Origin of the sequence: Nannocystis exedens (assembly GCF_002343915.1) — a bacterium.
GTDB lineage: Bacteria > Myxococcota_A > Polyangia > Nannocystales > Nannocystaceae > Nannocystis > Nannocystis exedens.
This window is the reverse complement of the sequence record NZ_NETK01000001.1, coordinates 1,313,923-1,327,733: the sequence shown is the minus strand read 5'-3', so window position 1 is coordinate 1,327,733 and position 13,811 is coordinate 1,313,923. Positions and strand designations below refer to the sequence as shown.

The following is a 13,811-nucleotide window of genomic DNA, read 5'->3' as shown; positions in this document are numbered from 1 at the left end:
ACGGGCGCGGACGCCCCGTGGGGGAGCCGGGACGGGGGGCTGCGGGGGGATGTCCTTCAGGACATGTCTCTGATGTCAGTCGAGCCGGAGCGCGGACCGTCGGCGCTGGCCTTCAGGACATGTCCGAACAATCATGGGCCTTGCGGCCCCTCGTCGGCGCTGTCGAGCCGCTTGCCGTCGAGCTCGGTGGCCTGGCGATCGAGCTCGCGCTGCACCGCCTGCTTCTCGGTCCGGGTGCGGCCGTGGCGGACGCGGTTGGCCTCGGCCTTCTGCTCCTTCTCGGCGCGGGCCTTGGCCTTGCGATAACGATTCAGATTGATCACATCACCCATGGGTAGGCCACCACAGTAGCGAGGCCGCGATCGAGACGCCAGCAGGGGCTCTCTCAGCGCCTCGGGCGCCGCGTTCGACCTTGCGGACTGGCGGCGACGACGAACGTGCGGCGTCCTAAGGGGGCGCCGGCGGCGACGGGGCGACGCCGGACGCGAACGTCGATTCGCCAGTGGCACATTCGCCGGCCGCGGTCGCGCGGCCGCGGGCGGCGGCGTCGCTGTGATCGCCCGATCGCAGCGAAGCCCCCTCGCGGGCGCGCGAGGAGGCCGGTATGCGCTCGCGGCTCGCGAGCCGAACGAGATTTTCGCCGGTCAGCGGCGGAACTGCCAGGTCCGCACGCCGCCGGCGGTGTCGCCGTCCCAGTGGTCGGGGTGCGGGATGAGGCCCAGGAACACCCGGCCGGTGCAGCGGGCGGCCGCAGGCTCGAGCGTGCGCAGCAGGGTGTCGGGCTCGGGGACCATCGAGGCGATGAACAACTTGTGGTGCGCAGACCCGAGGACCAACTTGTTGAAGTCGTGGACCGGGTCGGGCCGGTCGAGGGCGAGCTCGGACTCGACTTGCCACAGCACCTCGGTGATGTACCAGTGCTCGCCGATCTGCACGCTGCGGCTGATGGTGATGTCGTGCAGCAAATCGCTGGTGCCGAGGCGCGGACGGACCCCGTCGTGGTAGCGGCTCAGGGCGTCGACGTCGTTGCCCTCGTGCTCGCGCAACGCGTCGGCGAGCGCGAGCACGAAGTGGCGCGAGCGAGCCTTGTGACGCTCCTTGCGGGTCGTCTCGGCGGTGGGTCGAGCCTGCGCGGCGCGCAGCGCCCGTTCCACCAGGTCGTGCAATTCACTGAGTTCGTGAGACGGCGCGTCGGACAGTGCCAAGGTCGTCTGAGGATGCCGGAGCCGACGGGCGGCGACAATCACCCGCGTGCGCGCGCGTCGGCGCGCCGGCGCTCAGGAGGATGAGGCGCACATGGCGTCCAGCCGTCGCTGCATCTCCGCCGCCGAGACGTCCTCGACGCGGCTCTGGACGTTCCAGCGGTGGCCGAACGGGTCGGTGAGGCGGGCCGAGCGGTCGCCGTAGAACTCGACCTCGATCGGCCGTTCGAGCTTGGCCCCGGCCGCGACGGCGCGGGCGGCGACGGCGTCCACGTCCTCGACGTACACGGTCAAGGTGTGGGAGATGCGGTCCGAGGTGGGCGCGAGGAAGCCGAGCGAGGGGTACTCGCTGGCCACGGAGATGCTGCCCCCGAACAGCGACAGCTCGGCGTGGGCGACCCGGCCGTCGGGTTCGTGCAGGCGCAAGATCTCCTCGGCGCCGAAGGCCTTCGCGTAGAATTCGAGCGCGGCGGCCCCGTCGCGCACGACGAGGTGGGGGATCACGCGCGGGCCGGGGGGAATCGGGCTGGGCTTGGTGGTCATCGCTGCTCCTTGCTCGCCCAGGCTAACGGCCCGCTCCGGGGCGGTCTTGAACAAATTTTACCTGCCGGGAGGCGGGCTCAGGCGAACGTGGGATCGCTGAGGCGCGCCCGGGCGCCGGTCGGGGTGATGCCGGTGAAGCTGCGGATCTCCCGGGTCAGGTGGGCCTGATCGGCGAACCCCAATTCGGCCGCGAGCTCGGCCCAGGTGGCGGGGGGGCCCGACTTCAGGCGGCGCACCAGGTGGTCGAAGCGGACCAGCCGCGCCAGCAGCTTCGGCGGCACGCCGACGCGGTCGCGGAACAGGGCGATCAGGTGCTTGCCGCTGTAGCCGAGCTCGTCGGCCAGGCCGCCGATGTCGACCGCGCCGGCGCTGGCCTCGATCCGCCGGCAGGCCCACGCGACGGTGTCGACCTCGACGCGGGCCTCGGCGAGGCGCGACGCGATGAAACTTTCGACCATGTCGAAACGGCCATCCCAGTCGGGCAGCGCGGCGAGCCGCTCGGCCAGGTTCCGGTGCGCGCGCGGCAGCAGGTCGTCGAGGTGGACGACGCGGCCGGCGAGCTCGGACAGGGCGACGCCGAACAGCAGGCGCGCGCCGATCGGGGTCAGGTTGAGCTGGATCCCGCGCTGCGAGCCGTCGTGGCCGGTGTCGGTCCAGCAGTCGTGCAGGCCGGCCACGAACCCGCCGGCGTAGCGGGACGGCGCGCCGTCGGGGTCGTGGACGCGGATCGGCGGGCCCAGCTCGATGATGACGACGACCTGCGGCAGCGGGAACTGGCGCCGCAGGTTCGGCAGCGGCGTGGCCTCGCTGTAGCCGAGGAGGCCGCGCACGTGGGCCCGCAGGCCCGCGGGGAGCTCGCGGGTGGCGACCTCCCAGCGGGAGCCGCCGGCCTCGCTGCGGGTCACGCGGGCGCGGCGGCGCGGGTCCACGGCGACCTGTCCTTCAGGTCAGCAGCGCCAGCGGGCTCTCGAGCAGCTTGCGCAGGGTCTGCAGGTACTTCGCCGACTCGGCCCCGTCGAACACGCGGTGGTCGCTGCACAGGGTGACGCGCATGCGCTTGCGGGCGACGATCTGGCCGTCCTCGACCACGGCCTCGTCCTGGACCGCGCCGACGGCCAGGATCGCGGCCTCGCCGGGGTTGACGATCGCGCAGAACTCCTCGATGCCGAACATGCCGAGGTTCGAGACCGTGAAGGTGCTGCCGGTCATCTCCTCCGGCTTCAGCGTCTTCTCCTTGGCGCGCGTGCCGAGGTCGCGGACGTCGATCGAGATCTGCTTGAGCGTCTTCTGGTCGGCGAAGCGGACCGGCGGGACGATGAGGCCCTCGTCGAGCGCGACCGCCACGCCGACGTGGATGTCGCCGCGCTCGACGATGCCGTTGTCGGTGTAGTAGGCGTTGACCCGCGGGTGCTTGCGCAGCGCGCGGGCGGCGGCGAGGATCACGAGGTCGTTGAGGCTCGCCTTGGTGCCGTCGACCGAGAGGTTGAACTCGGCCCGCAGCGCGACCGCCCTGTCCATGACGATCGGCATGGTCAGGTAGATGTGCGGGATCTCCCGCTTCGCCTGGCCCATGCGCTTGGCGATCGTCTTGCGCATCTGCGACAGCTTGACCGTGCGGTCGGGCCGGCTGATGTACGGCCGCCCGTGCTCGTCGACCTCGCCGGCGGGGGTGCCCGCGGGCGGGCTGGTCGCCGGGACATGCTCCGCAGGACCGGTCGCCGCGGCGGCGGCCGGGCGGGCGGTCGGGCCCTTGGCGATCGCCTGCTCGACGTCGGCCTTGACGATCCGGCCGCGCGGGCCGGAGCCCTGGATCTGGCCGAGCTCGAGGTCGTGCTCGCGGGCCAGCCGGCGGGCGACCGGCGAGGCGGGGATCCGCCCGCGATCGGCCTGTCCTTCGGGACCTGTCCCCTGGGACGTGGCCTTCGGGGCAGGTGCCTGATCGGGCACGGCCGACTCGGCGGCGGCGGTCTGCGCGACCTCGATTTCGGCGAGCGCCTCGGGCTGGGCGGGCTTGCTCTCGGCCTCGGGCGCCGGCTTGGCCTCGGCCTTCGGCTTGTCCTCGGCCTTGGCCGGCTCGGCCTCGGCCTTCGGCGCGGGCGCGCCGGCGGCGTCGGGGTTCTCGCCGGGCTGGCCGAACACGGCGATCGGGGCGCCGACGGGCAGCGCCTCGCCCTCGGGGGCGACCAGCTTGAGGACGGTGCCGGCGTCGAAGGACTCGAACTCCATCGTCGCCTTGTCGGTCTCGATGTCGGCGATGACCTGGCCGCGCTTGACCTTGTCGCCGACCTTGATCCGCCACTTGGCGATCACGCCCTCTTCCATCGTGTCGCTGAGGCGGGGAAGTGTGACCACGGTTGCCATGGGGTCTGTCTCCTTGACCAGGTGCTCAGCGCTTGTAGGCGACGCGCCGGATGGCCGCGAGGGCGCGCTCGGGCGACGGGAGGATGAGGTTCTCGAGGTTCTCGGCGTACGGCATCGGCAGGTCCTCGTAGCAGACGCGGAGGACCGGGGCGTCGAGGTCGTCGAACGCGAGCTCCTGGATGCGGGCGACGACGTCGCAGCCGACGCCGCCGTTGGGCCAGCCGTGGTAGACGACGACCGCGCGGTTGGTCTTCTTGACGGAGGCGATGATCGCGGCCTCGTCCATCGGCCGGAGCGAGCGCAGGTCGATGACCTCGCACGAGAGGTCCTCGGCGGCCGCCAGCTCGGCGGCCTTGAGCGCGACCGGCACGCCCTGGCCCCACGTGATCACGGTGACCTGCTCGCCCGGGCGCTTGATGTCGGCCTGGCCGAACGGGATGAGGTACTCCTCCTCGGGCACCTCGCCCTTGACCGAGTACATCAGCTCGCTCTCGAGGAACAGCACCGGGTTCTCGTCGCGGATCGCCGTCTTGAGCAGGCCCTTGGCGTCGTAGGGCGTGGCGACGGCGATCACCTTGAGCCCGGGGATGTGGGCGTAGAAGTGCTCGAAGGCCTGGCTGTGCGTCGAGCCGAGCATGTGCGCGGCCGCGTTGGGCCCGCGGAACACCATCGGCACGGCGAACTGGCCGTGCGTCATGTGGCGCAGCTTGGCCGCGTTGTTCAAGATCTGGTCGAACGCGACGGCCGAGAAGTTGAAGGTCATGAACTCGATGATCGGTCGGAGCCCGCACATCGCGGCGCCGATGCCGATGCCGGCGAAGCCGGTCTCGGTGATCGGGGTGTCGATCACTCGCTTCGGCCCGAAGTGGTCGAGGAGGCCCTCGCTGCACTTGTAGGCGCCGTTGTAGTAGCCGACCTCTTCGCCCATGAGGAAGACGCGCTCGTCGCGCTCCATCTCCTCCTTCATCGCGTCGCGGATCGCCTGGCGGATCTGCAGAATCGGCATCGTCTTACTCCACTCCCGCCGGCCGCGTGGTCGCGCTGTCGCCGTAGTAAGGGCCCTCGGCCATCACGTTGTCGAACCGGGCCTCCGGCGCGGGGGCCGGGGCCTTGTCGGCGAACTCGTAGGCGGCGTCCATCTCGGCGACGATCGCCTCGTCGATCGCGTCGAGCTCCTGCTCGGGGACCTGGTAGATCGTCTTCAGCGCCATGAGCGCGCGCTCGAGCGGGTCGTTGAGCCGCCAGCGATCGACCTCCTCCTTCTGCCGGTACTTGGCCGGGTCGCTCATGCTGTGGCCGCGGAACCGGTAGGTGATGAGCTCGATCAGGGTCGGCTTGCCGTCTTTGCGCGCGCGCTCGATCGCCTCGCCGAGGCGGCGCCGGGTCTCCTGCACGCTGGTGACGTGGAAGCGGTCGCTGGCGAAGCCGTAGCCGGCCGCGCGCGAGGTGATGTCCTCGACCGGCAGGGTGCGCTTGAGCGGCGTGCCCATGGAGTACTGGTTGTTCTCGACCACGAAGACGATCGGCAGCTTCATGATGCCGGCCATCGTCATGCCCTCGTGGACGGGGCCGATGCCGACGGCGCCGTCGCCCATGAAGCAGAGGGTGACGCGGCCGTCGCCGGTGTACTGCGAGGCGAACGCGTGGCCGGCGGCGACCGGGATGTGGTTGCCGACGATCGCGTAGCCGCCCCACAGCCCGCGCTCCTTGTCGAAGAAGTGCATCGACCCGCCGACGCCGCCGACCAGGCCCGCGGCCTTGCCGAACAGCTCGGCCGCGCAGGCCTTGGTGTCGGAGCCGAGGGCGACGGCGAAGCCGTGGGTGCGGTAGGTGGAGACGACGCGATCGCCGGGCTCCATCGCCTGCTTGGTGGCGACTGCGATCGCTTCCTGGCCGATGTAGAGGTGGAGAAATCCGCTGATCTTGCCGCGCGTGTAGGCGCGGGCGGCCGCCTCCTCGAAGCGGCGGATCCGCAGCATCTCGCGGTAGTCTCGCAGGACATCTTCGCGGCTCTGGCCGTCGTAGTCGGCGCGGAGCTTGGCCTCGTACGCGGCGTCCACCGTGCTCTCCGTGGCGGCGTCTGGTGCGGCTTCTGATTGCGTCATTGGGGACCCTTCTCGCGGGCGCGGGGAGGGTACCACCGGGGACCGAGCCGTGAAAGCGCGAGATCCGTCGAGCTCGCCGCGCGGGGACGCGAAGGCCGGTGCACGGCAAACCTCACTCGCGGACCGCGGCGGATGCGGCGGACGGGCGAGCGCGCACGACGAGCGCGCGAGGCACCCGGTCCGCCGCGCGCGTGCTTGCGGTATACCTCGCGCCATGACGAGCCCCGACGCGCGCCCCGAACTCCCCGCTCCGCACGCCATCGCCGATCGGATCCTCGGCGGCGAGTGGGACGCGCTCGACGCCGCGACCCTGGTCCGTTACCTGAGCGGCGAGGGCGAGCTCGGCGACCTGATGGCGGCGGCCGACCGGCTGCGGCGCGCTCGCTTCGGCGACGAGGTCCACCTGTGCTCGATCGTCAACGCCAAGATGGGCGGGTGCCCCGAGGACTGCGGCTTCTGTGCGCAGTCGAAGCACTTCACCACCCACATCAAGGCCGACAAGTTCCTCGGCCACGCCGACATGGTCGCCGCCAGCCGCAAGGCGCAGACGCAGGGCGCGACGGCGCTCGGGCTGGTGACCGCCACGCGCGGCTACGAGGACGGCTCGAAGGGCCTGAAGCACATGATCGAGGGCATCCGCCAGGTCCGCGCCGCCGGCCACACCGAGGCCCACGCGTCGCTCGGGATCGTCAGCAAGGAGGCGCTCCGCGAGCTGCGCGACGCCGGCATGACCGAGTTCAACCACAACCTCGAGTCCGGCCGCAGCTACTATGAGAAGATCGTCACCACCCACTCCTACGACGATCGCCTCGATACGATCCGCGCGGCCAAGGAGCTCGGCCTCCGCACCTGCGTCGGCGGGATCTTCGGCATGGGCGAGAAGCCCGAGCACCGCGCCGAGCTGGCGATGGAGCTGCGCGGCCTCGACGTCGACGAGGTGCCGATCAACTTCCTCGTCAGCATCGAGGGCACCAACCTGCAGCACGTCGACCCGCTGCCGCCGCGCGAGATGCTGCGCATCATCGCCTGCTTCCGCCTGGCCCTGCCGCGCCAGAACATCTTCATCGCCGCCGGCCGCCAGCACCTCGGCCAGCTGCAGCCGATGATCTTCGCCGCCGGCGCGTCCGGGATGATGATCGGCGACTTCCTGACCACGCCCAACCGCTCGACCCAGGACGACCTCGAGATGCTCGAGCAGCTCGGCCTGCGCGGCCGCGTGTGCGCGACCGGCGAGGCCCCGCCGCCCCGCCCGGAGATGGCCCCTCGCGTCGAGCGGCGCGCCGGCGCGACCCACCTGCCGGTGCTCGCCTAGCGCCTGTCCGGAGAGACAGGTGAGGGCCGAGCCCGCGCACCTGTCTCTGGAGACAGGTGAGCGATGCGCGCGGCGGGCGATCTCGCCTGCGGCGCGCGCAGTCGGGCGACGCCGGGCGCGGCCGGCGGGCGACAGCCGGCCGGGGGGTCGGCGACGAATTGGCGTCGCGGCGAGATCTGGCCGCAGAATGGGGCGGCGACCGCCATGAGCCCGACGATCTTCAGCCTCGCATCGCTCGCCCCGCTCATGCTCGCCGCGCCGGGCGAGTCGGCGAGCGACGCGGGCGCCCAGGCGTTGCCGCCGTGGACGCCGACGCCGGCGATCGAGGTCCGCGAGCCGGCGCCCGAGGCGACGTCCGCGTCCTTGGCGCGGCCGGCGAGCGCGGCGACGTCGGCACCTGCGGCGCGGCCGGCGAGCGAGACGCCGTCGGCCGCGCCCGTGGGGCCGCCGCCGCGGAATGCGGCGCCGGTGGTGCGATCGCAGAGCGCCGCGACGTCGCCCGCGACTGCCCCGGCCGAAGAGGATCGCGTCGAGGAGGCGCTGCCGGGCACCGACGCGGCGTCCGTCAACAACCCGGCGCTGGCGGCCGGCGAGCACATGGACCCGCACCTGCCCGGCTTCAAGCCGTGGGAGGTCGGCGGGTTCATCGACGTCAACTACGGCTACAACAGCAACAACCCCGACAACCACGTGTACCGCGGCACCAGCGTGCAGCCGCGCACCGGCGAGTTCTCGCTCAACCACGCGGTCGCGTACGTGCGCCGCGACGCGATCCCCGGCAAGTTCTCGCCGCTGTTCGAGTTCGCGGCCCAGGGCGGTCCGGCCGCCGACGCGTTGGTCGCCTACGAGCCGAACCCGGGCGGGGCCAACGGCAAGTTCGCCGGGCCGGAGGTGTGGAAGCACCTCTCGCGCGCCAACATCGGCTTCCGCACCCGCCACGGCACCGAGCTGGTGGTCGGCCTGCAGCTGAGCCCGGTCGGCATCGGCGTCCACTGGAGCCCGTACAACTGGAACTACACGGTCACGTGGCAGCTCAACAGCGTGCCGTACTACCTGTCGGGCGTGAAGCTGGCGCAGACGATCCGCGACAAGCACCAGGTGCAGCTGTGGGTGGTCAACGGCTGGCAGCTCTTGGCCGACAACAACAAGGCGCCGAGCGTGATGCTCGGCTACACGTTCACGCCGAGCGACAAGTTCAACCTCGGCGAGTACGTGTGGATCGGGCCCGAGCAGGCCGACATGCGCCCGCGGGCGTGGCGGCTGTTCTCGGACACGCAGGCGACCTACAACACCGAGCGCTTCGGCGTCGGCGCGCTGTTCGACGTCGGCGCCGATCCGCGCACCGACCTGCCGCTGACGCCGTGGCAGATGTGGATGAACGGGGCGGTGTTCACTCGCTGGCGCGTGCTCGGCAAGCTGCGCACGTGGGACATGGCGCTGCGGCCGGAGTTCTTCTGGGACCGCGACGGGCGGATGTTCGGCGTGCCGCAGACGCTGGTCTCGGCGGCGTTCACCAACAACGTCCGCGTGTTCAACAACCTGCTGGTGCGCCTCGAGTACCGCTACGACCACTCGACCAGCCCGACCGGGTTCTTCTACCGCGGGCCGGCGATCGTGGACGGCGGGCCCGGCCTCGCCCGTGATCAACACACCGTGTTCTTCTCGGTCGCCGGTGTGTTCGCGCACCGCTTCGGCGGCAAGCGAGGTTGACGCCGGCGCGGGACCGATCGCCCGCTGTGACCCTCGCGCCCGCGGTCCGCAAGGTCGGTTCGACCGCGCGGGGGAGGTCGACTAAGCTCTGCGCCGATGGACGCCTCCACGCTCGTCGCCCCGGTCGATCCGTCCGCGCTGGCCCAGGTGCTGCGGCCGTTCGGCGAGGGCGAGGGCCTGCCGCGCGAGGCGTACGTGTCGCCGGCCGTGCATCAGTGGGAGCTGGGCGCGTTCCTCGACGACGCGTGGGTGTGCGTCGGCCGGGCCCAGTCGCTCGATCAGGTCGGGGCGCAGCGGGCGATCCGCGCCGGGCGCGAGGGCGTGCTGCTGGTGCGCGACAGGTCCGGCGAGATCCGCGGCTTCTTCAACGTGTGCCGCCACCGCGCCCACGAGCTGGTCCAGGTCGGCGAGTGCGTGCGCGGCGGCCAGATCCGCTGCCCCTATCACGGCTGGGTCTACGAGCTCGACGGGGCGCTGCGCGGCCAGCGGCGCGCGTCGGAGCCGCGCGGGCTGGTGCCGGTGCGCGTCGAGATCTGGCGCGGCTTCGTGTTCGTCAACCTCTCGGGCTCGGCGATCCCGCTGAAGCAATGGCTCGGCGACCTCGACGCGCTGACGGCCGCGCACGACCTCGAGTCGCTGCAGATCGCGGCGACCCACAGCTACGAGCTGGTGGCCAACTGGAAGCTCGTGGTCGAGAACTACCACGAGTGCTACCACTGCCCGCTGATCCACCCGCAGCTGTGCCGCGTCAGTCCGCCCAACAGCGGCCAGAACTACGCCGGCGCGGGTGCGTGGATCGGCGGGCCGATGCAGCTCATGGCCGACGTCGAGACGATGTCGTTCGACGGCAAGAGCGGCGGGCAGCCGCTGCCCCGGCTGTCGCCCGAGCAGCGACGCAGCGTGTTCTATTACGGGGTCGGCGCCAACCTGCTGCTCAGCCTCCACCCCGATTACGTGCTGACGCACCGGCTCGAGCCGCTCGCGCCCGACCGCACGCGCGTGGAGTGCCAGTGGCTGTTCCACCCCGACGCGATCGCGGCGCCCGGGTTCTCGCCGGCGTACGCGGTAGACTTTTGGGACATGACCAATCGGCAAGATTGGCGCGCGGTCGAGAGCGTGCAGCGCGGGGTGTCCTCCCGCGGCTTCCGCCCCGGCGTGTTCGCCCCGCGCGAGCAGGCGGTCTACGAGTTCGTGACCCGCGTGGCCCGTGGCTACCGCGACGGCGGCTGGGCCCGCTCGCCCGGGACGGCGTAGTCGAGGCCGGTCGCGCGCCGTCGGTCGCGCAGATCGCCCCCACGCGGCCGGCCTGGCCGGCTATCCTGACGCCGCATGCGAGACCGCCTCCACACCGTGTTCACCGCGTCGATCGCCGCCGCTCTGGCCTCGACCGTCTCCGCCACCGGCTGCGAGAAGACTTCGACCGCCACGCCCGAGCCGGCGCCGACCGACAGCAGCACGCCCGCCGAGCCGCCCGCCGAGCCCGCGGAGCCGCCCGCGCCGGAGACCCCGCCCGGGCCGACGGCGGCCGACTTCGCCGGCGACACCTGCGATCCGGCCGCGCTGGTCGCCCGCTTCGGCGAGGCGAAGCTGGCCAAGCCCTATGATTACGTCGAGCTGCGGATGTCGACGCTGCGACCGGACAAGGGCGAGCAATGGAAGGTGCAAGACTCGCAGCCGGTCGCCAGCTCCGGCGAGCGCTGCAAGGACCCGAAGACCGCCAAGGCGTGCACCAAGGCGCTGGCCAAGGCGACCTCGCCCAATTCGCTGTTCCCCCCGGGGGCCGGGCGCATGCCGACGGCGACGTACCTGGTGGTCCAGTCCGGCGCCGAGGTGGCGACGATCACCACCCGCGCCGAGGTCATGGCGTTGTTCGGCACCGTCGACGCGCCCGTCGAGGCGATGTTCCTCACCACGCTCGACGGCTACGCGCCGCTGTGCGACGCGAGCAAGGTGCGCGAGGTCGAGGGCGGCCACGAGCTGCTGGCGAAGAAGAACTTCAACGAGTGCCTCAACCAATTCCACGGCCATGTGGTGACGGTGAAGGGCGAGACGGTGTCGTCGCAGGCCGAGGTCGACCTCACCAAGCCCGACGAGGGCTGCGCGGTCGCGGGGCGCCGCCCCGAGGGCTTCCGCCCGGCGCCCCGCACCGCCGACAGCGCGCTCGTGGCCTACCTCGACGAGATGCACCACCTCGAGGCGGCCAGCGTGCCGGCGTTCGAGCGCCTGGCCCGCGAGCTCGCGCACCACGGGGCCCCGGCGGCGCTGATCGAGCGCGCCGAGGCAGCGGCGCGCGACGAGGTCCGCCACGCGGCAGGCTTCGCCGGCCTGCGCGCGGGCCTGGCCGCGACCGACGGCGCGTCGCCGGCGATCGAGGTGCCCGCGGAGGTGCGCTCGCTCGAAGCGCTGGCGCTCGAGAACGCGGTCGAGGGCTGCGTGCGCGAGACCTTCGGCGCGCTGGTCGCCCGCTACCAGGCGTCGATGGCCGCGGACGAGCCGCTGCGCCGGCTGTTCGCCGCGATCGCCGAGGACGAGCTGAACCACGCGGCGCTGGCGTGGGACGTCGCGGCCTGGCTCGACGGTCAGCTCGACGAGGCCGCGCGCGCGCGCGTGCACGCGGCCGAGGCCGCCGAGCTGGCGCGCCTGACGGTCGCCCTGGCGACCACCGAGCCCGACCCCGAGGTGTCGCGCCGGTGCGGGGTGCCGAGCTCCGCGATCGCAACCGCGATGTTCGAGCGCTGCAAGGCGTCGCTCTGGGCGGCCTGATTCGGGTCGCGCTCGCGTGATGCGCCTGGCCCGAGCGCTCGGGCCGGCACCCGGGCGGGACGAACCCCGCCCGCAGCTCGCGGGCAGTGAACGTCAGGGCGCGACGTTGGTCGCCGTGCCGGCGAGGAGGTCGGCGACCCAGTCGCGCATCAGGGTGCCGTTGATCTCGGCGGTGTAGAAGTTCTGGGTCAGCCAGGTGTGCTGCATGCCGGACGGGTAGAAGGCGCCCCAGGTGCCGGCGGGCTCGCTCATCACGTTGTCGCGCAGATCGACGAGGCCGTCGGTGAACATGGCGCCGCTCATCTGGCCGCCGGCGCAGTCGTTGAGGCCGAAGCCGAAGAAGTAGCGGATCGTCTGATCCTGCAGCGCGGAGATCAGGCCGAGGCGCTGGTCCTTGTGCTTGTCGCCGAGATATTTGAGGACGTTGGAGATGCCGCCGCCGTCGGGGTTGAAGCAGTCGGCGCAATCGGCCGGCAGCGTCTCCGCGAAGTTCCACAGGTCGCGCCACTGCTGCTGCAGGCAGGGGGCCATGAACTCGTCGGACATGACGGGGCCGGAGTCGTCGAGGAGGGTGACGGGGCGATCGGGGAAGGCCTCGGCGATCCGGTCGTAGTTGAAGGCGGAGCCGAAGCCGCCGGCGCTCTCGCCGGTGACGAGGACGTGATCGACGCTGTCGACGAAGGTCGGGACGATGCGCTCGAGGTAGTGGGTGACGTTGTTGAAGCCGACGAATTGCTGCGGGTCGGCGAGGCCCGGGATCGGCACGTCGTTGCGGGCGCCGGCGTGGACGTCGCCGGTGCAGTAGGGGACGAACACGACGCTCCAGTCGAGGACGGGGTTGGCGGGCTCGTCGGGGTCGAAGATGCCCTTGCTGCCGACGTTCTGGACGAAGTTGTTGTAGCTCGCCAGGCCGAAGCTCTTGATGTTCTGGTTGCAGGTGGCGGCGTTGAAGCAGGCGCCGCCGCTCTGGAAGTAGATCATCAGGCCGGCGCCGGTGCCGTAGCGCACGGCGATGCCGGTGCTGCTGCCGTCTCGGCACAGCGACTCGGGGAACGGCACCCACTGCCACTCGCCCGGCGGGGCGTCCGGCAGCGGCTCGCCGTCCCACGGCGAGGGCTCACCGGTGGTCTCGGTGTCGGTGTCGCCGGTGGTGGCGTCCGTCGTCGAGGTCGAGGTCGTCGTCGTCGTCGTCGTCGTATCGACGCCCTCGGTGGTGGTGGTGTCGGTGGTGGTGGTGGTGGTGTCGACGCCCTCGGTGGTGGTCGCGTCGGTGGTGGTCGCGTCGGTGGTGGTCGCGTCGGTGGTGGTCGCGTCGGTGGTGGTGTCGACGCTGGTCGTCGAGGTCGTGGTCGTGGTGGCGTCGCTGGTCCCGGTCGTCGAAGTCTCGGTGGTGGGCGCGTCGGTGGTGGGGCCGCCGGTGCTCGTGGTGGTCGAGGGGTCGCTCGTCGTCTCGGTGTCGGTGCCGCCGCCGGCGGGATCCTGGCAGGCGAACAGCGCGAAACAGGCGGTCGAGAGAAGGGAAGCGCGGCAAATCATCGCGCCAATCTAGGCGAACCCTCGCGGCCGTCGCATGCGGGATCGCCGGGGGTCTGCCGTCGCGAAGCTGTCGCCCCGGCGATCTCGAACCGCGGTCCGCGATGGACAGCGGAGGCCGGGCCCGCTCGCGCGCGGGCGCGATCGATCGTGGGGGGGGTCGTGAGATGTCCCCGGGGACATGTGCGCGTGCGGCCGCGCGCGGCGGCGTGGCGGTGCGGTCGGGCCTCCGCCGGGCTGCCGCCGGTGCACGGGCCTGACTCGCTCGCCGGGCGGCGGCGC

The 13,811-nt window shown here is 72.0% G+C and carries 12 protein-coding genes; 4 read left to right on the top strand and 8 right to left on the bottom strand.

Going from position 1 to position 13,811, the window contains the following annotated elements; genetic code table 11:
• Positions 1 to 131: 131 nt before the first annotated feature.
• The 7 genes from NAEX_RS05160 to NAEX_RS05130 all read right to left on the bottom strand — a co-directional run bounded on the left by NAEX_RS05160 (position 132) and on the right by NAEX_RS05130 (position 6,085).
• Complete coding sequence (locus NAEX_RS05160) at positions 132 to 332, bottom strand: DUF4169 family protein (protein WP_096326409.1); 201 nt, start codon at positions 330 to 332, stop codon at positions 132 to 134.
• A gap of 312 nt (positions 333 to 644) precedes the next feature.
• A complete protein-coding gene (locus NAEX_RS05155) occupies positions 645 to 1,166 on the bottom strand; it encodes a hypothetical protein (RefSeq protein ID WP_096326408.1) in 522 nt (173 codons plus the stop codon).
• A gap of 111 nt (positions 1,167 to 1,277) precedes the next feature.
• A complete protein-coding gene (locus tag NAEX_RS05150; protein WP_096326407.1) occupies positions 1,278 to 1,745 on the bottom strand; it encodes a VOC family protein in 468 nt (155 codons plus the stop codon).
• A gap of 77 nt (positions 1,746 to 1,822) precedes the next feature.
• Positions 1,823 to 2,674, bottom strand: coding sequence for an AraC family transcriptional regulator (locus NAEX_RS05145; protein ID WP_096326406.1), 852 nt, complete (start codon positions 2,672 to 2,674; stop codon positions 1,823 to 1,825).
• Between the two features lie 13 nt (positions 2,675 to 2,687).
• Entirely contained in the window at positions 2,688 to 4,106 is a 1,419-nt protein-coding gene (locus NAEX_RS05140; RefSeq protein ID WP_096326405.1) for a dihydrolipoamide acetyltransferase family protein, read from the bottom strand.
• Between the two features lie 25 nt (positions 4,107 to 4,131).
• Positions 4,132 to 5,112: a pyruvate dehydrogenase complex E1 component subunit beta gene (locus NAEX_RS05135; RefSeq protein WP_096326404.1), complete on the bottom strand. Its 981-nt coding sequence runs from the start codon at positions 5,110 to 5,112 to the stop codon at positions 4,132 to 4,134.
• A gap of 4 nt (positions 5,113 to 5,116) precedes the next feature.
• Positions 5,117 to 6,085: a thiamine pyrophosphate-dependent dehydrogenase E1 component subunit alpha gene (locus NAEX_RS05130; RefSeq protein ID WP_420814158.1), complete on the bottom strand. Its 969-nt coding sequence runs from the start codon at positions 6,083 to 6,085 to the stop codon at positions 5,117 to 5,119.
• A gap of 340 nt (positions 6,086 to 6,425) precedes the next feature.
• On the opposite strand from NAEX_RS05130, the gene bioB reads away from it, so the two are divergent.
• The 4 genes from bioB (at position 6,426) to NAEX_RS05110 (ending at position 11,996) form a co-directional block, all read left to right on the top strand.
• A complete protein-coding gene (gene bioB / locus NAEX_RS05125) occupies positions 6,426 to 7,523 on the top strand; it encodes a biotin synthase BioB (RefSeq protein ID WP_096326402.1) in 1,098 nt (365 codons plus the stop codon).
• Between the two features lie 204 nt (positions 7,524 to 7,727).
• A complete protein-coding gene (locus NAEX_RS05120) occupies positions 7,728 to 9,233 on the top strand; it encodes an outer membrane beta-barrel protein (protein WP_170135472.1) in 1,506 nt (501 codons plus the stop codon).
• 96 nt (positions 9,234 to 9,329) lie between these two features.
• On the top strand, positions 9,330 to 10,487 hold the full coding sequence (locus tag NAEX_RS05115; RefSeq protein WP_096326400.1) for an aromatic ring-hydroxylating oxygenase subunit alpha: 1,158 nt from the start codon (positions 9,330 to 9,332) through the stop codon (positions 10,485 to 10,487).
• A 75-nt stretch (positions 10,488 to 10,562) separates the two neighbouring features.
• Complete coding sequence (locus NAEX_RS05110; protein ID WP_096326399.1) at positions 10,563 to 11,996, top strand: ferritin-like domain-containing protein; 1,434 nt, start codon at positions 10,563 to 10,565, stop codon at positions 11,994 to 11,996.
• 93 nt (positions 11,997 to 12,089) lie between these two features.
• On the opposite strand, the gene NAEX_RS05105 is transcribed toward NAEX_RS05110, so the two are convergent.
• Positions 12,090 to 13,532, bottom strand: coding sequence for a pectin acetylesterase-family hydrolase (locus tag NAEX_RS05105; protein ID WP_096326398.1), 1,443 nt, complete (start codon positions 13,530 to 13,532; stop codon positions 12,090 to 12,092).
• Positions 13,533 to 13,811: the final 279 nt, after the last annotated feature.

Excerpts from the sequence above, each read along its gene's own strand:
- NAEX_RS05160 (WP_096326409.1), bottom strand. The coding sequence starts at position 332 with ATGGGTGATGTGATCAATCTGAATCGTTATCGCAAGGCCAAGGCCCGC.
- NAEX_RS05150 (WP_096326407.1), bottom strand. The coding sequence starts at position 1,745 with ATGACCACCAAGCCCAGCCCGATTCCCCCCGGCCCGCGCGTGATCCCC.
- NAEX_RS05140 (WP_096326405.1), bottom strand. The coding sequence starts at position 4,106 with ATGGCAACCGTGGTCACACTTCCCCGCCTCAGCGACACGATGGAAGAG.
- NAEX_RS05135 (WP_096326404.1), bottom strand. The coding sequence starts at position 5,112 with ATGCCGATTCTGCAGATCCGCCAGGCGATCCGCGACGCGATGAAGGAG.
- NAEX_RS05130 (WP_420814158.1), bottom strand. The coding sequence starts at position 6,085 with ATGCTGCGGATCCGCCGCTTCGAGGAGGCGGCCGCCCGCGCCTACACG.
- bioB (WP_096326402.1), top strand. The coding sequence starts at position 6,426 with ATGACGAGCCCCGACGCGCGCCCCGAACTCCCCGCTCCGCACGCCATC.
- NAEX_RS05120 (WP_170135472.1), top strand. The coding sequence starts at position 7,728 with ATGAGCCCGACGATCTTCAGCCTCGCATCGCTCGCCCCGCTCATGCTC.
- NAEX_RS05115 (WP_096326400.1), top strand. The coding sequence starts at position 9,330 with ATGGACGCCTCCACGCTCGTCGCCCCGGTCGATCCGTCCGCGCTGGCC.
- NAEX_RS05110 (WP_096326399.1), top strand. The coding sequence starts at position 10,563 with ATGCGAGACCGCCTCCACACCGTGTTCACCGCGTCGATCGCCGCCGCT.
- NAEX_RS05105 (WP_096326398.1), bottom strand. The coding sequence starts at position 13,532 with ATGATTTGCCGCGCTTCCCTTCTCTCGACCGCCTGTTTCGCGCTGTTC.